This is a genomic window from Proteus hauseri ATCC 700826 (assembly GCF_001654965.1).
Taxonomy (GTDB): domain Bacteria; phylum Pseudomonadota; class Gammaproteobacteria; order Enterobacterales; family Enterobacteriaceae; genus Proteus; species Proteus hauseri.
Window position 1 is genome coordinate 16,109 of record NZ_LXEV01000002.1, and the last position, 22,663, is coordinate 38,771.

Annotated in this window: 22 protein-coding genes and 1 pseudogene; 10 read left to right on the forward strand and 13 right to left on the reverse strand. The window is 36.8% G+C overall.

Going from position 1 to position 22,663, the window contains the following annotated elements:
- Positions 1 to 24: 24 nt before the first annotated feature.
- The gene (locus M997_RS00210; protein ID WP_064718114.1) at positions 25 to 1,770 is read left to right on the forward strand and encodes a methyl-accepting chemotaxis protein; all 1,746 of its coding nucleotides are present in this window, start codon (positions 25 to 27) and stop codon (positions 1,768 to 1,770) included.
- Positions 1,771 to 1,839: 69 nt separating this feature from the next.
- Here the strand turns inward: M997_RS00210 and M997_RS00215 are convergent.
- The 3 genes and pseudogenes from M997_RS00215 to M997_RS00225 all read right to left on the reverse strand — a co-directional run bounded on the left by M997_RS00215 (position 1,840) and on the right by M997_RS00225 (position 5,755).
- A pseudogene (locus M997_RS00215) lies at positions 1,840 to 3,379 on the reverse strand (methyl-accepting chemotaxis protein).
- Positions 3,380 to 3,527: 148 nt separating this feature from the next.
- Complete coding sequence (locus M997_RS00220; RefSeq protein ID WP_064718115.1) at positions 3,528 to 4,388, reverse strand: SIS domain-containing protein; 861 nt, start codon at positions 4,386 to 4,388, stop codon at positions 3,528 to 3,530.
- Positions 4,389 to 5,149: 761 nt separating this feature from the next.
- The gene (locus tag M997_RS00225) at positions 5,150 to 5,755 is read right to left on the reverse strand and encodes a LysE family translocator (protein ID WP_064718116.1); all 606 of its coding nucleotides are present in this window, start codon (positions 5,753 to 5,755) and stop codon (positions 5,150 to 5,152) included.
- A gap of 97 nt (positions 5,756 to 5,852) precedes the next feature.
- Here M997_RS00225 and M997_RS00230 point away from each other — a divergent pair, with 97 nt between their 5' ends.
- From M997_RS00230 to M997_RS00240, 3 genes are all read left to right on the forward strand, one after another.
- A complete protein-coding gene (locus M997_RS00230) occupies positions 5,853 to 6,833 on the forward strand; it encodes a hydrolase (protein ID WP_064718117.1) in 981 nt (326 codons plus the stop codon).
- On the forward strand, positions 6,830 to 7,051 hold the full coding sequence (locus M997_RS00235; RefSeq protein WP_064718118.1) for a YheU family protein: 222 nt from the start codon (positions 6,830 to 6,832) through the stop codon (positions 7,049 to 7,051). Before M997_RS00230 ends, M997_RS00235 begins: the two co-directional genes overlap by 4 nt.
- A 77-nt stretch (positions 7,052 to 7,128) precedes the next feature.
- Entirely contained in the window at positions 7,129 to 7,998 is an 870-nt protein-coding gene (locus M997_RS00240; RefSeq protein WP_064718119.1) for a phosphoribulokinase, read from the forward strand.
- A 90-nt stretch (positions 7,999 to 8,088) separates the two neighbouring features.
- Here the strand turns inward: M997_RS00240 and M997_RS00245 are convergent, their stop codons facing one another.
- Complete coding sequence (locus M997_RS00245) at positions 8,089 to 8,496, reverse strand: OsmC family protein (protein WP_064718120.1); 408 nt, start codon at positions 8,494 to 8,496, stop codon at positions 8,089 to 8,091.
- 311 nt (positions 8,497 to 8,807) lie between these two features.
- On the opposite strand from M997_RS00245, the gene crp reads away from it, so the two are divergent.
- Entirely contained in the window at positions 8,808 to 9,440 is a 633-nt protein-coding gene (gene crp, locus M997_RS00250; RefSeq protein WP_004246872.1) for a cAMP-activated global transcriptional regulator CRP, read from the forward strand.
- 111 nt (positions 9,441 to 9,551) lie between these two features.
- Here crp and argD read toward each other — a convergent pair whose 3' ends face one another.
- The 3 genes from argD to ppiA all read right to left on the reverse strand — a co-directional run bounded on the left by argD (position 9,552) and on the right by ppiA (position 12,406).
- Positions 9,552 to 10,769 (reverse strand): bifunctional acetylornithine/succinyldiaminopimelate transaminase, encoded by a 1,218-nt coding sequence (gene argD, locus M997_RS00255; protein WP_064718121.1) that lies wholly within the window; start codon positions 10,767 to 10,769, stop codon positions 9,552 to 9,554.
- A gap of 117 nt (positions 10,770 to 10,886) precedes the next feature.
- Positions 10,887 to 11,462 (reverse strand): aminodeoxychorismate synthase component II, encoded by a 576-nt coding sequence (locus tag M997_RS00260; protein WP_023583284.1) that lies wholly within the window; start codon positions 11,460 to 11,462, stop codon positions 10,887 to 10,889.
- 374 nt (positions 11,463 to 11,836) lie between these two features.
- Positions 11,837 to 12,406 carry a peptidylprolyl isomerase A gene (gene ppiA, locus M997_RS00265; RefSeq protein ID WP_064718122.1) on the reverse strand — a complete coding sequence of 190 codons (570 nt, stop codon included), beginning with the start codon at positions 12,404 to 12,406 and terminating at the stop codon, positions 11,837 to 11,839.
- Between the two features lie 271 nt (positions 12,407 to 12,677).
- On the opposite strand from ppiA, the gene yihA reads away from it, so the two are divergent.
- A complete protein-coding gene (gene yihA, locus M997_RS00270; protein ID WP_064718123.1) occupies positions 12,678 to 13,310 on the forward strand; it encodes a ribosome biogenesis GTP-binding protein YihA/YsxC in 633 nt (210 codons plus the stop codon).
- A 141-nt stretch (positions 13,311 to 13,451) separates the two neighbouring features.
- On the opposite strand, the gene spfP is transcribed toward yihA, so the two are convergent.
- Complete coding sequence (spfP, locus tag M997_RS17965) at positions 13,452 to 13,499, reverse strand: small protein SpfP (protein ID WP_438361642.1); 48 nt, start codon at positions 13,497 to 13,499, stop codon at positions 13,452 to 13,454.
- 286 nt (positions 13,500 to 13,785) lie between these two features.
- Here spfP and def point away from each other — a divergent pair, with 286 nt between their 5' ends.
- Together def and M997_RS00280 are read left to right on the forward strand one after the other, a co-directional pair.
- Positions 13,786 to 14,304: a peptide deformylase gene (gene def, locus M997_RS00275; RefSeq protein WP_064718124.1), complete on the forward strand. Its 519-nt coding sequence runs from the start codon at positions 13,786 to 13,788 to the stop codon at positions 14,302 to 14,304.
- A 192-nt stretch (positions 14,305 to 14,496) separates the two neighbouring features.
- Complete coding sequence (locus M997_RS00280; protein WP_064718125.1) at positions 14,497 to 14,955, forward strand: hypothetical protein; 459 nt, start codon at positions 14,497 to 14,499, stop codon at positions 14,953 to 14,955.
- 80 nt (positions 14,956 to 15,035) lie between these two features.
- On the opposite strand, the gene polA is transcribed toward M997_RS00280, so the two are convergent.
- From polA to M997_RS00305, 5 genes are all read right to left on the reverse strand, one after another.
- The gene (polA, locus tag M997_RS00285; protein ID WP_064718126.1) at positions 15,036 to 17,834 is read right to left on the reverse strand and encodes a DNA polymerase I; all 2,799 of its coding nucleotides are present in this window, start codon (positions 17,832 to 17,834) and stop codon (positions 15,036 to 15,038) included.
- 344 nt (positions 17,835 to 18,178) lie between these two features.
- Positions 18,179 to 18,571 carry a SemiSWEET family transporter gene (locus tag M997_RS00290; protein WP_064718127.1) on the reverse strand — a complete coding sequence of 131 codons (393 nt, stop codon included), beginning with the start codon at positions 18,569 to 18,571 and terminating at the stop codon, positions 18,179 to 18,181.
- Between the two features lie 777 nt (positions 18,572 to 19,348).
- On the reverse strand, positions 19,349 to 19,972 hold the full coding sequence (dsbA, locus tag M997_RS00295; RefSeq protein WP_064718128.1) for a thiol:disulfide interchange protein DsbA: 624 nt from the start codon (positions 19,970 to 19,972) through the stop codon (positions 19,349 to 19,351).
- A 20-nt stretch (positions 19,973 to 19,992) separates the two neighbouring features.
- The gene (locus M997_RS00300) at positions 19,993 to 20,988 is read right to left on the reverse strand and encodes a serine/threonine protein kinase (RefSeq protein ID WP_064718129.1); all 996 of its coding nucleotides are present in this window, start codon (positions 20,986 to 20,988) and stop codon (positions 19,993 to 19,995) included.
- A 14-nt stretch (positions 20,989 to 21,002) separates the two neighbouring features.
- Positions 21,003 to 21,272 (reverse strand): YihD family protein, encoded by a 270-nt coding sequence (locus tag M997_RS00305; protein ID WP_064718130.1) that lies wholly within the window; start codon positions 21,270 to 21,272, stop codon positions 21,003 to 21,005.
- 220 nt (positions 21,273 to 21,492) lie between these two features.
- Between M997_RS00305 and mobA the strand changes: the two genes are divergently transcribed.
- Positions 21,493 to 22,086 (forward strand): molybdenum cofactor guanylyltransferase MobA, encoded by a 594-nt coding sequence (mobA, locus tag M997_RS00310; protein WP_064718131.1) that lies wholly within the window; start codon positions 21,493 to 21,495, stop codon positions 22,084 to 22,086.
- On the forward strand, positions 22,083 to 22,601 hold the full coding sequence (mobB, locus tag M997_RS00315; protein ID WP_064718132.1) for a molybdopterin-guanine dinucleotide biosynthesis protein MobB: 519 nt from the start codon (positions 22,083 to 22,085) through the stop codon (positions 22,599 to 22,601). Before mobA ends, mobB begins: the two co-directional genes overlap by 4 nt.
- The last annotated feature ends 62 nt before the right edge of the window (positions 22,602 to 22,663 follow it).

Here is a 22,663-nt window from a genome sequence, read left to right on the forward strand (position 1 = left end):
CAAATTTATTAAATAGGTAAGGCTATGCTTAAACGAATAAAAATATCTAATGGCTTGATGTTTATCTTAATACTGTTTTGCGCTATTCAACTTTTTTCTGGCGCAATGAGTATCCGTGATTCGAATTTAACCAATAAGCGGATCTCACAATTAGCCCATGGCTTTGAACAGATGAAAACGATGGATTACGGTTATGCAAAACTCAATAAGTTACGTGAGGATATGCTCAATGTATTACTTGATGCGCAACTCACACCGGATATTGCACAAGAAAAAATAACTTCTTTTATCGCTATCTATCCAGAGCGAAAAAAAGAAGTTTCTTCTATCATGGCAGACTACTTTAATGTCGCTCAAAAAGTAGACTACGATCCAGAAAAGCTAGATGCCATGAAAAAACTATTCACTCGTGTTCTTTACGATCTTGACCAATTAGTTTCTGCTTTAGAAATTCGAGACTTTTACGGTTTCCAATCGCTCTATGCACACAATACCAATGAGCGTTTTACTAACGCGTTGTATGAGGCCAGCGACCACTTAAGTGATAATGTTGTTGCCCACGCACTTAAAGCAGCACAAGGTAACTATGAGCGAGCCTTAATACTTGCCTTTGTTTTTATGTGTATTTTTATTGCATTTACCGTTCTCGTCATGATTTGGCTACGTCGAAACATCGTTTTGCGTATCAATCAAATTATCGAATATATGTCTGAAATTTCCCAAGGAAACTTAATTGAAAACAATGAGATAAAAGTAAGAGGTAATAATGAAATCGACCAATTAATTTATGGCATTCAGTATATGCGTACTGAGCTTTCGTTAATTGTGAATGCGATTCGTGGAACGAGCCACCATATTTATACGGGGGTTCAAGAGCTTTCAGCTGGCAATACAGACCTCTCTTGTCGTACTGAAGAGCAAGCCAGTGCACTAGAAGAAACAGCTTCAAGTATGGAGCAACTCACCGCAACAGTAAGGAATAATACTGAAAGTGCGCGAGAAATCTCACATTTAGTCAATCAAACCTCCAACATTGCGAGTAAAGGTGGAGATGTCACAAATAGAATGGTGAAAACCATGACTGACATCGCTGAAAGCTCACAAAAAATTGGCGAAATCACGGCTGTTATTAATAGTATTGCATTCCAAACCAATATTTTATCTTTAAACGCAGCAGTAGAAGCAGCAAGAGCCGGTGAACAAGGGCGTGGCTTTTCTGTAGTGGCAACCGAGGTACGAGAATTAGCTCAACGCAGTGCGGAAGCAGCAAAAGAGATCAAAGAGTTAATTGATGCTTCAATCAGTAGAGTCCGTCATGGTAACGACTTAGTTGAACAAGTCAGTATTTCAATGAGTGAAATACTGACTTCCGTAAAACATGTTGAAGACTCAATGACAGAAATTCTTTCTGCATCTGAAGAACAAACTAGAGGGATCACACAAGTTACCCTTGCGGTTAATGAGATGGATAAAGCCACTCAGCAAAACGCCACAATGGTAGAACAATCATCAGCCGTAGCGAGCTTGCTAACTGAAGAAGCAGGTAATTTAGAGCAAATAGTTGAACAGTTTAAAACCGCTGAAAGCGAACAACAGACAAGAACCAGCCCTAAAAATAGCGTAGAAAATGACACTATTACGGAAAACTCTCGGCAAAAAGAGAGTGCTAAGACCCGTGTTAGAGTGAAAAACGATGTTATTAAAGAGAAGAAAACAACCAAAGAACCGATAATAAATCATGATGAAGATGACGACTGGACAAGCTTTTAAGTTTGAGTCACAAGCTCATTTTTAACACAAAGACACCTAATCTATTTAGGTGTCTTTTTTTCAAAAAAACTAATGAAATACGTTGATAGCACTGACTAAATAGTTAGTTTGTACTTTCATTTCACCTGAAATTGTTGATGCCTTAGAAACATAATCAGCATTTTCATGAGTAATCGATTCCAACTTTTCGACAGCTCGACCTAGCTCTTTTAATCCCGCACTCTGTTCTGACGAGGCAAGGCTAATTTCACCGATAAGGTCAGTGACATTCTTAACATGCACAACGATATCTTCCATTGTACCTACCGTTTCATTAACTTGTTTTGAACCCACACGAATATTATTGCTAGATGTATTAATTAGCATTTTTATTTCTTTTGCCGCTTCCGCGCTGCGCTAAATTACGCACCTCGGTTGCTACCACAGAAAAGCCACGTCCTTGAGCTCCGGCTCTTGCTGCTTCTACTGAAGCATTCAGCGCCAATATATTAGTTTGAAAAGCAATGCTATCAATCACGCCAATAATATTACTGATACGATCAGAGCTTTTGGCAATATCATTCATCGTGTTAACGATATTATCCATTGCTGTGCCGCCTTTAATTGCAGCACTACAAGTGATATTAGATAAGTTATTGGCTTGTCCTGCAGTTTCACTATTACTACTTACTGCTGTTGTTAACTCATTCATCGTTGAAGCAGTGGCTTCTACATTACTGGCGGTTTGCTCTGTTCTGACGTACAAATCACGGTTTCCAGCTGCAAGTTGGTCACAAGAAATATCCACCTGATGAATTTGGTGGCTAACATCATTTACCAACCATCGAAACATTCGCCCAAGTTGATTGACCGAACGCTGTGTCATCCCTATCTCATCAATACGGTTTAGATAAGCGACGTTATGCTCATCGCCTGTAGCAACGCGATTTGCCTGCTCATTCAATAACCGAATCGGCTTAATGATTTGAAAATAAAGTACCCCCTCATTAAACATCAACAATAGAAGTAAAATGACAGCATGACATAAAAGCGCATAGCCACTTAGCCCTGCAAACCATGCACTGAGTAGCATAAATGGAAGAGGTAATAAGATAAGTAAGCGAAGGCGCTGTTTTAACGAAATCGTTTGGTTCCACGAGCGCCAACGTTGCCATCCCTTATAAATGAAAGCGCCTTTTAAAAAGGTTTGTGATGGATAGTTTCCTTGATTAAATCCGTTATATAGTGCCGAGGCTTGTGCTATTTCCTCTTTTTTAGCACAGGTTCTTACAGACATAAAACTTTGTATTTTTCCTTGACGAATAATTGGAGTGACATTTGCCCTTACCCAGTAGTAATCACCATTTTTACGTCTATTTTTAACAATACCTGTCCAAACACTCCCTTGTTTTAATGTTCTCCACATATCCTTAAACACTTCAGAAGGGATATCTGGGTGCCGGACAATGTTATGGGGTTGTCCCACTAGTTCATCAACTGAAAACCCACTGGCCTCAACAAAGTCCTCATTGGCATAAATGATATTGCCATCAAGGTCTGTTGTTGACATCAATGTTGCGTTTTCAGATACCGGATATTCTCGCTGTGTCACCGGTTGGTTGTTACGCATTAGTTACTCTCCTCGACATTGAAATCAAACTTCTCAACTAAAAAAGATCGCTCAAATAACTACCGTTTCGGCCGTAGAGAGAATAACTTTAGCAATAAGTGTAAATACCTACATTTAAATATTAAAATTTTGAATCAGTTCAAAATTTTTAATCATCAAGGCTATTAATTAATGCTTGTGAGCTTAAGACTAAAATCTTCGCATTTTCATCACGAGTCTTTAATAACGCCATAAAAATAAGATCTGTAATTGTATTTTGTGCAGTACGTGAAGAGATGGATGCACTTCGCCACTCTCCTTCATCCGCAATTGTTTCTAATATATAATCGGCTAGTCGTCCTAAAGGTGAATGCTTTTCACCTGTGATTGCAATAATTTTAGCCCCTTGTTTTTTGGCGACAGTTGCAGCAACAAGCATGTCTTTTCTCTTGCCTGAATAAGAAATGACTATCTGCAAATCCTTAGGGCTTAACATCTGAGCAACAGAAATCTGCACATGGTGGTCTGTTTCAATTAATGTCGTAATACCTATCTTTTGTAGCTTATAGCTTAAATCTCGCGCAACCAATCCTGAGCCCCCGATCCCTATAATTTGCACTCTTGCGGCTTCATCAATAAGTTGGATCACTTTTTCAAAATGGAGGTAATTAATTTGACGAGTGGTATCACTAATAGAATTATTTTTCTCTTGTGCCAGTTTTTGAGCGATAACGACTAAGCTATCATCTGCACCAATCTGATTATGTAATAGGTTTGAAGTTGTTCCTAAGCTGGCATTTTTACGGCCTAAATCTTCACTAATAGCCAGTTTTAATGACGGAAAACCTTTAAACCCTATTTTTTGGCTAAATTTTACAATAGCGGATTGGCTAACGCCCATAATCTCAGCTAATTGCTGTGATGAAAGTGTGACCGTTTTTTCGGGGTTTGCTAGAATGTAATCAGCTATTTTACGTTGATTTGTTGCCATCCCTGGTTTAATCCACGCAATCTTCGTTAATGTCGGCATAATGACAATATCCACTCAGAGGACTATATAGTTATAATGGCCTAATTTTTGATAACGAATTTATCGCCTTCAATAATTAAGTTTTTGGAATAAAATCAATTAAAAACAAGAAGAACTATTTTATTAAGTATTACGAAAGCAATAACCTTATGAATAAAATTATTTTTATAATAATGATGTTTTATAGCTATTTTCTGCTCATGCCATTCTATTGAATAGATATACTTTTGAAAAGCATTTGATCTTTACCAAATAAATAATTTATTCCTTTAAGTCAATGAGGTGATATAACTTAGTTCATTCACACTTAATAAAATTAATTTAAAATATAATACATTAATAGATAAGGTTTCTTATCCTAAAACATAAGAAACAAAAACACTTTAATTACAATCAATTAAACGGAATAAATAATTCCTTTACATGACATTTTATTCATAAAAATTTAGGAATAACATTAAAAAAATAGAATATTGAGCTTTTGACTATTAATGTACAGCATTAATGATCACTATTAACTTACATTAATTACCAATACAGTGAGGATAATTAGCATAAGAAATAAATTCATACTAAATATTATACTAACTGTATCATAGATTAACAGAATTGTTGATAATATAAACAATCCTTTTTAATGGTGATATTCGCTATTTTTAATAGAAAAAATAAAATAACCTATTACTTAAACCTAAAAAAATATTATTTTATTTAGAACTGGAGCGCACTACTCTTTTATTTCTTCTTATTAGCTAATAAATTTATTCAAACCATATTAAAGGAACACAGGCAGCGGTTAATAGCCCCATAGTGATATTGAAAATAAACCAGGAGTGCCGGCTTTGTAAAAACAAGCTAATAAGCGTCCCACCCAGGATCCACGCGATACCTGCGACTAAATTAACAATCACCATAACCACACTAATCACACCGATTGAACTAAAATAGGCATCGCCAGAGAGACTAAAACTACCTACCGCACCTAATCCCATCATCCATGCTTTAGGATTAAGAAATTGCAATAATCCGCCCTGAAACCAACTAACACTTTGTGCCGTTTGTACTGGTATATCAAGACGTTGATAATTAGAGGTTGCTGTTTTCCAAGCTAACCAGAGCAGATAGATACTACCAACCAACTTTAATCCTATATGCAAAGCCGGATAAATAATCAATAATGCAGCGATACCAAATGCAGAACTAAACAAAACGCACTGCATTCCGAGTATAATACCTGCCATCAATTTTAATGAGCCTTTAAATCCCACATGTGCGCCAGAAGATGTTAACAATAAATTGTTGGGTCCTGGTGTTATAGCGGCGATAAACAGAAAAATACTTAAAGAAAAAACGAGGCTGGTTGTCATGATAAAGCTCAAAGATGTGACAGATGTTTTATTTTCATCGAAAATAGCAGTATGTTATTTAGCAAACAAGTGTTAATTCATTTTGATAAACAAAAATATGTCTCAATACTTTAATCCCATGCGCTGGGCTAAAAATCCGCATTTACAAACACTTTTGCCACGCATAGTGCGCAGAACTCCACTTTTAACACCTCACTGGCAACGTCTTAATTTGCCTGACAATGACTTTGTCGATTTGGCGTGGAGTGAAGATCCAACTCAGGCACAACAAAAACCACGTTTGGTTATTTTTCATGGCCTAGAAAGTAGCTTTAATAGCCCTTATGTTCATGGCATGTTAGCTGCTGCAAAAGCACGTGGTTGGCTGGGCGTTGTGATGCACTTTAGAGGATGCAGCGGAGAACCAAATAGACAAAGAAGAATTTATCATTCTGGTGAAACAGAAGATGCGCGGTATTTTCTAAATTGGCTAAAAACAGAGTTTGGTGAACAACCCACTGCCGCTGTAGGTTATTCTCTTGGTGGCAATATGTTAGCGTATTATCTTGCTGAGAGTGGAGAAAGCGCAGTGCTTGATGCTGCTGTAATAGTTTCAGCGCCCTTAATGTTAGAACCTTGCTCCACGAAAATTGAACACGGTTTTTCACGTTTTTATCAGTGGTATTTGCTTAAAGAGTTAAAACGTAATGCCACACGAAAATTGATTCGCTATCCACAATCATTACCGATTAGCTTATTAAGCATTAAGTCGATTAAAAAGTTACGTCAATTTGATGATCTTATAACATCAAAAATTCATGGTTTTAAGGATGCGTTAGATTACTATCGCCAATGCAGTGCATTACCTTTATTAAATCAGATAAAGAAAACAACGCTGATTATCCATGCGAAAGACGATCCCTTTATGTCTTCTGATGTCATCCCAGATGTCGCTTCGTTGCCTAATAATATTGAGTATCAATTAACTGAATTTGGTGGGCATGTGGGCTTTGTCAGTGGCAAATTATCAAAACCAGTCATGTGGCTTGAAAGCCGGATCCCTGATTGGCTAACAACCTATTTGGAGAAATCGAAGTGATCATTCCTTGGAAAGAGCTTTCAGCAGATACACTAGATAGTTTAATTGAAAGTTTTGTTTTACGTGAAGGGACTGATTATGGTATCCAAGAGAAGACGCTCGAACAAAAAGTCGCGGATGTAAAGAAACAACTTTCATCTGGTGAAGCGGTATTAGTCTGGTCAGAGTTGCATGAAAGCGTCAATATTATGCCTGCATCACAGTTTCGCCCTGATTAATTAAGCTCAGTTGACGGCATGGCATCTACCCGCGAGGGGCCGGCTCCCCCTTGCTTTGATAAAGGAGCAACGTTTTTATGTCTATCAAACACCCTATCATTGCCGTCACCGGCTCTAGCGGCGCTGGAACCACCACTACAAGCCAAGCTTTCCGTAAAATATTCCAGCAACTTAATGTGAATGCGGCATTAATTGAGGGTGATAGTTTTCATCGCTACACGCGCCCTGAAATGGATATGGCCATTAGAAAAGCCAAAGAACAAGGTCGGCACATTAGTTATTTTGGTCCAGAAGCAAATGATTTTAACCTACTAAGTTCGACGTTACACAATTACGGCAAAACAGGCCAAGGCGAGTGTCGTAAATACCTTCACTCTTATGATGAAGCAACGCCTTACAATCAGCTACCAGGTACTTTCACACCTTGGGAACCATTACCTGAAAAAACAGATGTACTTTTCTATGAAGGGTTACATGGTGGCGTTGTCACACAAGAGCACAATGTTGCACAACATGTCGATTTACTGGTAGGTGTTGTCCCGATAGTCAATCTTGAGTGGATACAAAAATTGACTCGTGACACAACAGAACGAGGCCATTCTCAAGAAGCCGTAAAAGATTCGGTCGTTCGCTCAATGGATGACTATATTAATTATATTATTCCTCAATTTTCTCGTACCCATATTAACTTTCAGCGTGTGCCTACTGTTGATACCTCAAATCCATTTTCAGCAAAAGCAATTCCGACTTTAGATGAAAGCTTTATTGTGATCCGCTTTCGTGGCCTTACCGATATTGACTTTCCTTATCTGCTGGCTATGTTACATGGCTCGTTTATGTCAACAATAAATACGATAGTTGTTCCTGGTGGAAAATTAGGTTTAGCAATGGAATTAATTATGGCGCCATTAGTCAGTAAATTATTAAAGGGTGAAAAAATTAGTTAAATAGACTTATTTCTATTTAGTAAAAAATAATATCCCATCGGTAAAAGGGATATTATTTTATTAGTTAAAAACTATTTTAAAATATCAAATTTATTCAGAGTCTTTTATTTCAAATGAATGAGTAATATTTGCCGCTTTACCCAACATTAAAGAAACCGAACAATATTTTTCTGCCGATAATTGAACAGCTCGTTCAACAATTTTATCAGTGAGTTCTTTACCAGAAACAATAAAATGTAAATTGATATCGGTAAATAAACGAGGCGCTTCTTCACGACGATTAGAAGTTAATTTTACTTCACAATCAGTTACTTGGTGACGACCTTTACGTAAAATACTCACGACATCTATCGCACTACATCCACCAGCTGCAATTAATAGCATTTCCATTGGACTTGGCGCTTTATCGCCAGAATTACCATCCATCATGATTTGATGGCCTGAAGAAGACTCCCCTAAAAAAGATAAATCCTCAACCCATTTAACCCGTGCTTCCATTTATTTATCCTCAATAAGACAGAAACTAAAAGAGTACATTCTCATAATTCAACTGGCAATTAGCAAATAGGTTTATTATGCTGACTGCGTAAAACGAGACTTAATGCGTTAACTGTGCTAAAAACAATATCTGCTTGATGATAGTGGTTAAGATCAATGCATTATTTTCTCATTTATTATAATCTATTCCATATTAACTTTCCGTGTTCTCAGGAAGTTAATCGGTAAAGATAGGATTTTTAAGCATGCTGTCTCAAAAGGGAACCTATCCGTTTTGAAAGGCTGCATTTAACGTACAGAGGATAACGCGAATGGTTCTCGGCAAGCCGCAAACAGACCCGACTCTTGAATGGTTTTTGTCTCACTGCCATATTCACAAATATCCATCCAAGAGCACGCTGATCCACCAAGGTGAGAAAGCGGAAACACTTTATTATATTGTTAAAGGTTCCGTAGCTGTTCTTATTAAAGATGAAGAAGGAAAAGAAATGATCCTCTCCTACCTAAATCAGGGGGATTTCATCGGTGAACTTGGATTATTTGAAGAAGATCAAGAACGTAGTGCATGGGTTAGAGCAAAAACAGCCTGTGAAGTAGCAGAAATTTCCTATAAAAAATTCCGCCAATTAATTCAGGTTAATCCTGATATTCTTATGCGTCTCTCTGCCCAAATGGCGAATAGACTGCAAACAACATCAGAAAAAGTAGGTAACCTTGCTTTCCTTGATGTAACAGGACGTATTGCACAAACCTTACTTAACTTAGCAAAACAACCTGATGCAATGACCCACCCTGATGGCATGCAAATTAAAATTACACGTCAGGAAATTGGTCAGATTGTAGGTTGTTCACGCGAAACGGTAGGCCGTATTTTAAAAATGCTGGAAGATCAAAATTTGATCTCTGCACACGGCAAAACTATCGTCGTTTACGGCACCCGCTAAGTTTAGCCACCTAGAACAAATAATAGCCCATTCCCAAAATGGGCTATTAAAAATGATTTCTGCATAAAACCCCATCATGATCCGATGGGGTTTTTTAGTTGGAAAGAAACATTAATTTATTTTAACAAATTCGGCGACTGCAACTTTTAATGCCGCCATTCCTTCTTGTAACTCTTCTTGAGTAATAATTAATGACGGTGTAAACCGCATTACATCAGGACCTGCATTTAACATCATTAATCCATGTTGCGCAGCAAGCCCTAATAGCACTTTAGCCTTACCTGCATATTTGGGCGCTAATTCGGCGCCAATTAACAAACCCTGACCTCGAATTTGTGTAAATACAGAATAACTTTGGTTGATTGCCGTTAATTCATCAACAATCCATTGATAACGCGTTTGCACACCTTCAAGCAATGCGGGTGTATTAATTAAATCAAATGCTACATTACCAACTGCACATGCTAATGGATTACCGCCATATGTTGTACCATGAGTCCCTACACCCATTACAGAAGCAATCTCTTGCGTTGTCAGCATCGCACTTAATGGAAAACCACTGCCTAATGCTTTTGCTGTCGTGATGATATCTGGCATAACATCATAGTTCATATAGGCAAATAGCTTGCCTGTACGCCCCATACCCGTTTGTACTTCATCAAGCACTAATAACGCTTGGTGTTTGTCACACAGCTCTCGCAGTCCTCTCATAAATTCCGCTGTTGCTGGTGTAACCCCACCTTCACCTTGAACGGGTTCTAGCACAACGGCACATGTATGATCATCCATTACCGCTTTCACCGCTTCTAGGTCATTAAAAGGCACATGAACAATATCGGCAGGTTTAGGGCCAAAACCATCAGCATATTTAGGTTGTCCACCAACTGAAACCGTAAATAACGTTCGTCCATGAAAAGCATGATGAAAGGCAATAATTTTGGTTTTATAAGGACTATGACGCGTTATTGCATAATGACGAGCCAGTTTAAATGCAGCTTCATTCGCTTCTGCACCAGAATTCGCAAAAAAAACACGTTCAGCAAAAGTGTTATCGATTAATTTTTGTGCCAAACACAATGCAGGTTCATTCGTAAAAACATTACTAACATGCCAAAGCTGCTCACTTTGTTCTTTAAGTGCTTGATTGAGTGCTGGGTGACAGTGCCCCAATGCTAATACGGCAATCCCACCAGCAAAATCGATATAAGATTTGCCTTGTTGATCCCAAACACGGCTTCCTTTGCCTTTAACTGGAATAAACTCTGCGGGTGAATAGATTGGCAACATTACTTGATCGTAAGTTGCCCGGTTGATGCTTTGCGTTGTCATTACCCCACCTGATCGATATTTATTTCTAATGTGAAAATATAATCACTAAATATGAATAAAAAATCAAATCTGGTTGAGGGTAAAAATGCGTTATTTAGGCAAAATAATTCTATCTATTTAATATTTAAGGAAATTATTTAATAATTCATGTCCTTGTTCACTAAGAATACTTTCTGGATGAAATTGCACACCTTCTATTGGCAGTGTCCGATGTCGTATCCCCATGATTTCATCAACATTTCCATCATGTTGACTCCAGGCTGTGACTTCAAATGGTACTGGTAATGTCGCTGCATCAATCACCAAAGAGTGATAACGGGTCACATTTAAAGGTCGGTTAAGTCCCTTAAATACGCCTTGTTGGTTGTGATGGATAAGTGAGTTTTTACCATGCATCACTTCACGTGCTCTTATTACTGATGCACCAAAAGCTTGTCCAATAGCTTGATGTCCTAAACAAACCCCAAGGATCGGGATTTCACCGGCAAATCGCTGTATAGCCTCAAGAGAGATCCCTGCTTCATCTGGAGTACAAGGTCCTGGGGAGATAACAAGATGTGCTGGCATCATCTTTTCTATCTCTTTAAGCCCAATCTCATCATTACGTTTAACAACAACCTCAGCACCCAATTCACAAAAATATTGATAGAGGTTGTAAGTAAACGAGTCGTAATTATCAATAAGTAACAGCATATTAGCCTATCCGACTGATTTTTTTATCATTTTATATTTTATTGCTATTTTGAAACCGTTGTATCCCTGCCAAAATAGCTCGTTGTTTAACCGACTTGGGTACAACAAAGCCGATTATCATAGCACAGGTATAAAAAATGAATAGTAAGCAAGAAAACCTGCTGATTTATTGCGCAATAACAATAATGGCGGTAATTAATGATGAATAGAGTTATTAATAACGTAATGAGTACTTATGACAGATGAACACATAAATAAAACGGTGGTAAAAAATATTTTTTTGGTAGTAAAAATCCCGGAATGAAACAGGTTCATTCCGGTTTATTAGTATTTTGGCTTATTAGGATAAGTAAGGATCCTATCCTAATAACGCGTTATTTTTTGATGACTTCAGCAGAGAGGATCGTCACCGTTTTAACGGGTACATTCTGATAAGGGCCAATATTACGAGTTTGAACTTGCGAAATCTTATTCACAACATCCATACCATCGACAACTTTACCAAACACAGCATAACCAAAATCACGTTGACCATGATCTAAAAAAGCATTATCAGCAACATTAATAAAAAATTGGCTCGTTGCGCTGTCTTTATCTGAAGTACGTGCCATCGCAATAGTACCTCTTACATTGCGTAACCCATTATCGGCTTCATTTTTAATTGGTTCACGAGCTTGTTTTTGTTGCAAATCAGCAGTAAAACCACCGCCTTGAACCATAAAACCAGGAATGACGCGATGAAAAGTTGTACCGTTATAATATCCATCCTCAACATACTGAATAAAATTTTTCGTTGTGTTAGGTGCTTTTTTATTATCCAGTGAAAGTTCGATATTACCTTCAGATGTGACTAATTTAACGAAGGTCTCTCCCGTTGCCATTGCAAAAGGCGCTGTTGTTAAAGTGCAAGCGGTAACGAAGGTGACAAGAAAACGTTTTAACATGCAGGGATCCTTTACTTTAATAGTCTACAACTTACTTAATATGCAGCGATTCTAATTCGCTGAGGTAAATAGTGCTAATCATTTACCTTTATTTACGCTTAATTAACGAGTTTTGTTTACAACAGCGGAAATTTTAATTTTTAATCACTGTCATAACCGCCTAAATTGCGCCAAAATAGAGCAAGTAGATATTATAGATATTCATTCTCAATGCAGAGCCAATATGAGTATGCATGAGATGCAGCATTATTTCAGAGAGGCTAATACCATAATGACCCAATTTAACTACCAAAAAGCACATTTCATTATTAGTGCACCTGATATCAGTCATTTGCCGCCAGATACAGGAATTGAAATTGCCTTTGCGGGTCGTTCCAATGCAGGAAAATCCAGCGCATTAAATGCACTAACCCAGCAAAATGGTCTTGCTCGTACCAGTAAAACCCCTGGTCGAACACAATTAATTAACCTTTTCCAAATTGAAGAAGGTTTACGTCTCGTTGACTTACCAGGTTATGGTTATGCTCAAGTCCCAGAAGAGATGAAACGTAAATGGCAGCGTTCTTTAGGTGAATACCTACAAAAAAGAGAATGTTTAAAAGGTGTCGTGATCTTAATGGATATCCGTCATCCCTTAAAAGATTTAGATATGCAGATGATTGATTGGGCCGTTGAATCTGAACTACCCACACTCGTTCTACTCACTAAGGCTGATAAACTCGCTTCTGGCGCACGTAAAAAGCAGTTAATGGATGTTCGCAATGAGCTTTCAAATAAATCAGGAGATATTCGCGTTGAATATTTTTCTTCCTTGAAGAAAATTGGTATTGATAAACTTCGTGACACTCTAAATGGCTGGTATTCCGGTACTTCTGAAGTAGAAGCAACAGAAGATAACGCTTAAGACACCACAGCCTACCAATCAAGTACAAACCTGCCTTAATCATGGGGGAAATTTCTTTTCCCCAACAATTTTTCTCTTTTAGCGAATTTTAGGCAAAAAAATGCCCCAGTCGAAATAAAAGTCGACTGGGGCAGCTAATATTCAGCTAAATCCGATTACGTGAAGTAAAAGGTCTGAAAGATAGAACATCTTACCTCTGTACCCTACGAGAGATAATGTACTCCATTTTATTGGTTAATAAAAGCCCTTTGTAATTTTTTTTCACATGCCGATACGATTCAGCCTGCGTTTATGTATTCAAAACACGAATTAATGTAGCTTAATTACATATTTATGAGACTTTAATCACCTAAAGAAATGTGATTAAAAATAGAACAAATCACACAAATGATGCGGTTTCTCCTTGCTAATTTTGTGATAGTCTTATCGCGAGACCGTAGTAAATTTGTAAATTAGCGATAAAAATGAGGTATCCATGGCTGTATTAACGCTACTGCGTTTTCCAGATGAGCGTCTGCGCAGAGTCGCTATGCCGGTGGAAAAAGTAGATGACGAAATACGCGCATTAATCGATGACATGATTGAAACCATGTACGCAGAAAGAGGTATCGGATTAGCCGCACCTCAGGTTAATGTATCTAAACGCATTGTTGTTATTGATGTTTCTGAAAACCGAGATCAACCTATAGCCTTAATCAATCCGGTCATTATTAGTACTGAAGATGAAGTAATGGATATGATGGATGGTTGTCTTTCTATTCCTGAGTCTTTTGCACCTACAGAGCGTTTTCGCTTTCTGAAGGTCAAAGCATGGGATAGAAATGGCGATGATATTGAGCTTGAGGCCGCAGATCTATTTGCAGGCTGTATTCAACATGAGCTCGATCATTTAGATGGTAAACTATTTATTGACCATTTATCTCCGTTGAAACGTCAACGCATTGAGAAAAAACAGAAGAAACTGAGCAAACTGACTGATACTCAAGTTGCTTAATTATTCACTTATGTATTTTTCATATTTTGAAAAATACTGACACAAAAGCTCAGTTGTTATTTTAATGATTGAGCTTTTTTTATTTAAATATCCCTTTCTTTTTCCCTCGTTAAACAGACAATACCTCACAGACTTTACTACTAATTTCGATAAAATAACGACCTCAATAATAAACACATCACCGAGATTAAAATGGAAAAAAAACAATTTACGCAATTATGCGAACAACTCAAAGCTGCAGGAGCTATCCATCCTAAATCTTGGGCGAACAGTGAGTTACAAGAAAATATTCCTCAATTTGCTCGCTTTCTTGTTTTAAAAGGCCTTACTGATATTTATCGCGATATAGAAGGAAATATTTCTGAAATAGATACCTACTCAGATAATGCAAAAAATATCTATAACAAACTCACAGCTCAAATCGATACAAAAGAACTCAACGAATTTCTGCATATTTACGGCAAATCCATCATTGGAATGGTGATTGATATGTTAGATGAAGGTTATCTCTATGGCGTAAATGACAAAGTCGGCTGGACTTTAATGGAATTGGATGAACATGGCACAACAACTGATAGGCTTATCCAAGGATTACATGAAGATTTTCTTGAATTTGAAGAGTTAGAGCTTAAAACACAACTTAAAGATTAAAAAAAGGCGCTATCAATAGCGCCCTTTCTTTATTTTAAAAATAAGAATTTAGTGTGCTTCATCATTTTAAAAATAAGAATTTAGTGTGCTTCATCCCAGTTATTACCAATACCCACTTCTACTTTTAACGCAATAGCCAGTTCCATACTCGTTTCCATTAATTGGTGGATCATTGCATTGGCGGTATCTAAATAAGATTCGCGTACTTCAAACACTAATTCATCGTGCACTTGCATAATCATATGCACATCGTCAGGGCATTCATTACAAATCCAATTATCAACCACAATCATCGCTTTTTTGATGATGTCTGCTGCAGTTCCCTGCATTGGTGCATTGATTGCTTCACGTTCTGATGCTTTGCGGCGAATGGCATTTTTTGAGTTAATTTCGGGTAGATATAAACGGCGTCCATCAAGAGTTTCAACATAACCCTGCGCTGATGCTTGCTGGCGAGTTCGCTCCATATAATCCAACACACCCGGGTAACGCTCAAAGTAGAGATCCATATAACGCTGAGCTTCTCTTCTCTCTACGCCAATTTGCTGAGACAAACCAAAGGCACTCATACCATAAATTAAACCAAAGTTAATGGCTTTAGCGCTACGACGTTGCTCAGAAGTCACCTCATCTAATGGAATACCAAATACTTCCGACGCTGTGGCACGATGGATATCTTTACCTTGAGCAAAGGCATCTAACAAACCTTTATCTTGAGATAAATGCGCCATAATACGCAATTCAATTTGTGAATAGTCGGCAGCCACAATTTTAAAACCATCACGAGCAATAAAGGCTTGGCGAATACGACGACCTTCTTCGTTTCTAACTGGGATATTTTGCAAGTTAGGGTCACGAGAAGAAAGTCGCCCGGTTGCTGTCACCGCCTGATGATAAGAAGTATGAACACGTTTAGTTTTACCATTAACCATTAGTGGCAACTTATCGGTATAAGTTGACTTTAATTTAGCTAATCCACGATGCTCTAGAATTAAACGAGGTAATGCATGGCTATGCGCTAACTCTTCTAATACTTCTTCATTGGTTGAAGGTGCACCCTTTGGTGTTTTCTTAATAACAGGTAATGCTAATTTATCGAATAGGATTTCCTGCAACTGTTTTGGTGAAGAGAGGTTAAATTCTTGCCCCGCTAATTCAAATGTCTCTTTTTCAATTTCAGCTAATCGTTGTGTAATTTCTTGAGATTGCACAGCGAGAACTTGTGCATCAATAAGTACACCTGTACGTTCCATTCTGGAAAGTACAGGGACTAATGGCATCTCAATATCTCTGTAAACGTGTTTAAGCGATGGAATAGCTTCTACTTGAGGATATAATGCCTGATGCAGTAATAATGTAATATCAGCGTCTTCAGCGGCATATAGCGTGGCTTGTTCAACTTCAATCTGATTAAACGTCAGTTGCCCTTTGCCTTTACCTGCTATTTCTTCAAAAGTAGTTGTTTTATGGTTTAAATGTTTCTCAGCCAAGGTATCCATATCATGGCGACTACTTACGCTATTAAGCACATAAGATTCCAGCATAGTATCAAAATGGATACCTTTTAATTCAATGCCTTCATTTTCCATAATACCGCGATCAAACTTTAGATTTTGTCCAATCTTTAAGATTGATTCATCTTCTAAAATAGGTTTTAACGCAGCAAGAACGTCATCAACGGGTAATTGTTCAGGAGCATCAAGATACTCATGACGTAATGGAATATAAGCCGCTTTACCCACTTCGACTGCAAATGACATACCAATTAAGCGAGCATCGATATTATTTAAACTATCTGTTTCAGTATCAAATGCAAAAGCGGGTGCTTTTTTTAGGATTTCAACCCAACGCATCAGATTTTCATGCGTTAATATTGCTTCATAATTTTCTTGTGTAATAACAGGAAAATCGGTTGATACTCGTTTTTCTTTAGCGTCTGCAATATCAGTAGTATAAGGCACTGCTGCTTTACGGCTACTACGCTGTGCTAACCATCCACCATTGTGTAAATCACTAATCCAACGCTTAAATTCATAACGTGTGAACATCTCCAGTAATTTATCTAAATTAGGCTCATTAACAATAAGATCGTCAAAGGTTTTATCCAACTCAACATCTGTTTTTATGGTCGCAAGTTTGTAAGAGAGCATGGCGATTTCTTCATGATCTGCCATTTTTGCACCCAGCGTTTTTGCACCACGAAAACCTAATGTTGCGATAGTATCTAGTTGCTGGTAAATCTGATTTAAACTACCAATACCTTGTAAAAGACCTAATGCTGTTTTTTCACCAACACCTGGAACACCAGGGATGTTATCTGAAGAATCACCCATTAAAGCAAGAAAATCGATAATAAGCTCAGGTGGAACACCATATTTTTCTTTTACTTCATCAGGGCCAAGGATCACGTTAGTCATTGTATTTATCAAAGTGACATTTGGCGTAACTAACTGCGCCATATCTTTATCACCCGTACTGATTAATACATTTTTACCTTCTGCGGCTGCTTTTAATGCTAGCGTGCCAATAACATCATCAGCCTCAACACCTGTGATAGATAACAGTGGCAAACCCATTGCCTGCACCATTTCATGCAAAGGCTCTATTTGTTCGCGTAAATCATCAGGCATTGGTGGACGATTAGACTTATATTCCTCATACAACTCATCACGGAATGTTTTGCCTTTAGCATCAAACACAACCGCTACATGGCTCGGTTTATACTGTATTATCAGACTACGCAACATGTTAAGCACACCATACATTGCACCGGTCGGCTCTCCTTTGCTATTTGTTAGCGGAGGAAAAGCATGGTAGGCACGGTAAAGGTATGAGGAGCCATCTACAAGGATAAAGGGGTTTTCTGCTATCTGGACCATAATCTGTTCATCATTGTTTTGAGGTTCATTAATATGACTAGAATGCCACAATGTAGCCCAATAGACGAATATTACCTGTTTTTAAAATTAGATATTGTACATAAATAAAGCAATATATTTCTTTATCTACGCTTATCCGTATTCCATCATCTATTATTTATAAGTTGTCATTATAAGGTTGATAATTCTATATTAAATAAAATCGACTAAAATAAAAAATCACCCTAATAGACTTATTTTAGAGTGATTAAAAAATATTTTAATTTTTTATTGCCTTAATGATTTTTATTAATTTGTTATTAACTCTATCAAACTTTATTTTTTAATAAATAATAGAAATAACATTAAATAATAGCAGTCAAACATGCAATTGCACCAAAAATAATACCCGGTGCATTCGCAATAGCAACAGGATATTCTTTACTCTTCACACCATAGAATGTCCAAAGAGAACAGTTAATCGCGGCAACAAAAGGCTGAAATGGACTTGTTTTAATCCCATTAAGATTATCAACTATTTGTGGGATATAAGAAACATACATACCACACGCAGTTACTGTTGCTATCCAGCTAACTAAAGTAATAGTATTGATTTCTGTTATACCGGCAACTTTGGCTGATAATACTTTAAATAATCCAGCTATTTGATTATTTAAAGCACTAATAAACGTATTCGCGGTACTATTCGTTGTTCCATTTATTAAAGTAAGATTTTCTGTATCAGTATCGGTTTGCATTAAGCCTCCGTTTTTCGGTAGCCTGTGATTTCCTCCACTTAAATTATTTTTATTATTGGCTACATGTTTTTAAATTTATATAGAGTAATACTTCTACTCTTCTCATCGGCTAAATATCATTTAAATATCATTGCTATGATTTTTATTACGATAAATGCCTTTAGCTTTATTGTTTTAACACAATTAAAATAAACCTGTCAAATTACTGATTAATTTCTATCTCTCTTTTAATAGAAAGGTATTTCTTCCAATTTCACACTACTATTACATTTATAAACCTAATCATTTAAATAATTTAACTTTATATTTTAATAACTTATTTTTTATTCTTGGTGATATGCTAATGCATTAATCTGAAAAGAGTTTTTCTTTTTTGTTTTTTATGTCTCTTTTAAAAAAACACCCAATGGATAAATATGCAATCCCAGTATAGGAGAAATATACCTTCACATTAACGTCACATTTTATTCATCTTTTTCCATCCCGGTTTTCACTAAGACACAATAACCTGTGGATAACTCTGTGAATAGATTTGTAACTCTAGCTATATTAATAAGTTAGCCTTATTTTCATTTCATTAACATAATTAAAAAATCAATGACTTAGCTGGTTTTTAAAAAACTATAAATTAATAAGTTAAAAAGTAGATAATGTGGATAGTTATATTATGACAAAAATATGAACGCAAAAAAATAGCGTTCAATGTACATGAACGCTATTTTTATATATTACATCTAAACAATTATACGTAGTATTTATTAAAACTTCCGCTATATCTTATTTTTTTATTAGTAACTGATTAACAATATCAGAGTATGCCTTAGCATATTCTTCAGGTGACTTAGCATTAATGCCATCATTTTTCATTTTATATTTTCCATCAATGATCATAGCTGGAACACCATTGATTTGAAAATCAGCCACTGCATTTTGTTGTTGGCTTACTAATGAATTTACGACAAAACTGTTGATTGCAGCATCATAATCTTCTGCTTTCACACCGGCATTGATGAATGTATTACGGATATCATCAACAGAACGAATAGATTGAGTTTCCTGAATACCTTTAAATAGTGCTGGAGAAACTTGATCTTCAACACCTAATGCAATTGCCACAGCCCAAGCACGTGTCATATCTTTACCTAGAGGCCCAAGAAAATCAACGTGATAGCGAACCATTTTTGTATTTTCTGGCACATTACTTTCAACAGTACTGTTTACTTTATAAACTTCAGAAAACTGATAGCAGTGGGGGCAATAAAAAGAGAAAAACTCAACAACTTCAGGTGCACCGGCCACTGGTTTTGAAAGATTTGTATATTGCTTTCCTTCAGAAATATTAGCAGCAGAAACACTAAATGCTAACACCATACTTGCTAACGCTAGCCAAATTTTCTTCATTTCTAATCGTCTCCTAAAAATTAATACATTGGGCGAAGTTGTAACGGAGGTTCATTTAATTGCTCCACTTGCCCCTGAAATAATACGAGTTGTTTAAGCCAAAAATCGGGTTCTTGAAACCAAACAAAAGCTCTTGGAAAAGCGGGATCATTCCAGCGTTTCAGTACCCACGCAAGGTAATGCACCATTCTCATAGCTCTTAATGGCTCAATTAATGACAGCTCTTTTAAATCAAAATCCTGATATTCACTATAAGACTCGAGCAGTGTATCTAACTGTATGACCTGATCTTGTTTGGAGCCATTGAATAACATCCAAAAATCTTGTATTGCTGTTCCCATACGGGAATCATCAAAATCAACCATTACAACTTCATCACGCCACAATATATTTCCGGGATGACAATCCCCGTGTAAGCGTAATATTTTCCACTCTGGGTTCTCTATTTTAGGCCTGACCAAATGAATAAGTTTATCAATAACCTCAACAAACTGAGGTTTTAGACTATTTGGTACTAAATGGCTTTTCTCAAAATCTAATTTTGGCACTTCCAGATATTCTGCAATAGAAATTGTTGGACGATACTGATAACTATTTTTTTTACCAATTTTATGAATGCGTCCAAGTGTTCGTCCCACTTCTTCTAACTGAAAAAGATTATCGGTTTCATAAGCTCGTCCACCAATACTAGGAAATAACGTAAAATAGAAACCATCATCAGAAATATGTACTGTTTCACCATTAATAATTAAAGGTGCGGCCACAGAAACCTGAGCTTCTTTTAGTGCCAAAACAAACTCATGTTCTTCTTTTATTTGTTGATAAGACCATCGTTGTGGGCGATAAAATTTAACCACATAACGTTGTCGTTGCTCATCCATAAATTGAAAAACACGATTTTCATAGCTATTTAGTTCGGTCAGCCCTGATTCAGGATAAAAACCAATCTTAATTAGTGCATCCCAAATGTTATCAGGTGAAAGTCCCTGAAAATTAAATGAGGCAGACATTTCCATGTTCTATCCTGGGGTTAATCTTTAATGACACCACGAGCACGTAAAATCGCAGTTTTAAAATCTTCTTCGTAGTCTTTTTTCAATCCTGGAATAACATCAGTTGCCGCTGTTCCACGCATTTTTAGATGATAAATTAAAATATCATCTGTCAGATCAGATAATTGACCTTTATAACCCGCTTCATCTGCTAATTTCTGCAATAATTGAACTAGATTTAAATCTGAGTTTTCTTCCCAAACAGGGTGCAGTAATTCCATAACCTCATTAAGACGGTGACATTTCATACAAAAAATCCTTATTATTAAAAACAACAACAAAGTATCAAGTATTATCCGATAGAAAAAGAAAACCTCTGTCAATCTGCGTAAATATTACGCTTTTTTGAGCAAAATTGCTGTTGCTTTACATGAAATACCAATAAGTAAGTGCTTTTTATTACTATATCGTTTTTACTTGATAAATATCGTTCGGAATTTTTAGCTGATTCATTCACAAATATTGAATATGAAAAATAAGAATATTACTGGTGGCATACTTGCTGGTGGCCAAGCAACCCGAATGGGTGGTGTTGATAAAGGGTTACAAATCCTACACGGAAAGCCTCTGTATTGGCATATTGCACAGAAACTCGCAACACAAGTTGAAACTATCTTAATTAGTGCAAATCGAAATATTGATTTGTATCGCCAAAGTCATTATCCCGTTATTACCGATGAGACAACCGAATTTGCGGGCCCTTTAGCCGGAATGCTCGCTTTATTAAAACAAGCTGAAACGCAGTGGGTTGCGTTTGTTCCTTGTGATGTTCCTTACTTCCCATCAAATTTAGTTGAAACATTATATACTCAAAAAGGAGAAGCATTAGCGACATATGTTGATGATGGAGAACGAGAACATCCCACTCTCGCATTATTAAATCGTCGTATTATTCCTACACTTGAAGCTTATTTAGCTCAAGGTGATCGCAAACTCATGCTGTTTATGAAACAAATAAATGCACGCCCTATTTTATTTGCGAATCAGGCAAATGCTTTTGTGAATTTAAATACCTCAGACGATATTCAAAAAGCCAATAAATTAAAACAACAGGAGCTATAACTGTGGCACATCTACCTCTTTTAGGCATTACCGCATGGAGTGGTACAGGCAAAACAACATTATTAAAAAAGCTTATTCCTGAATTACGTAAAAGAGAAATACGTGTTGGCATGATAAAACATACTCACCATGATATGGATGTTGATAAACCGGGGAAAGATAGCTATGAACTTCGTAAAGCTGGTGCTGACCAGACGTTAGTCGCCAGCCAACAACGATGGGCATTAATGACAGAAACACCAGATCTGCCAGAATTAGATTTGTATTACCTTGCTTCACGTTTTGATACGAATAAGTTAGATTTAATCTTAGTTGAAGGCTTTAAAGGTGAAACGATCCCAAAAATTGCCCTCTATCGTCATATTAACGAGCGTGATCTTAATGATTTACTCGATGAACATGTTATTGCTGTTGCGAGTGACCACAGTTTAGAGATCAATTTTCCATTACTGGATATCAATAACCCAGAGATTATTGCAGAATTTATTACCAACTGGCTCAAGCAATTAAATTAGTACTCCATACAACTTAAGGCTGCTTAAGAAGAAAAACTCAGTACTCAAAAGCACTGAGTTTT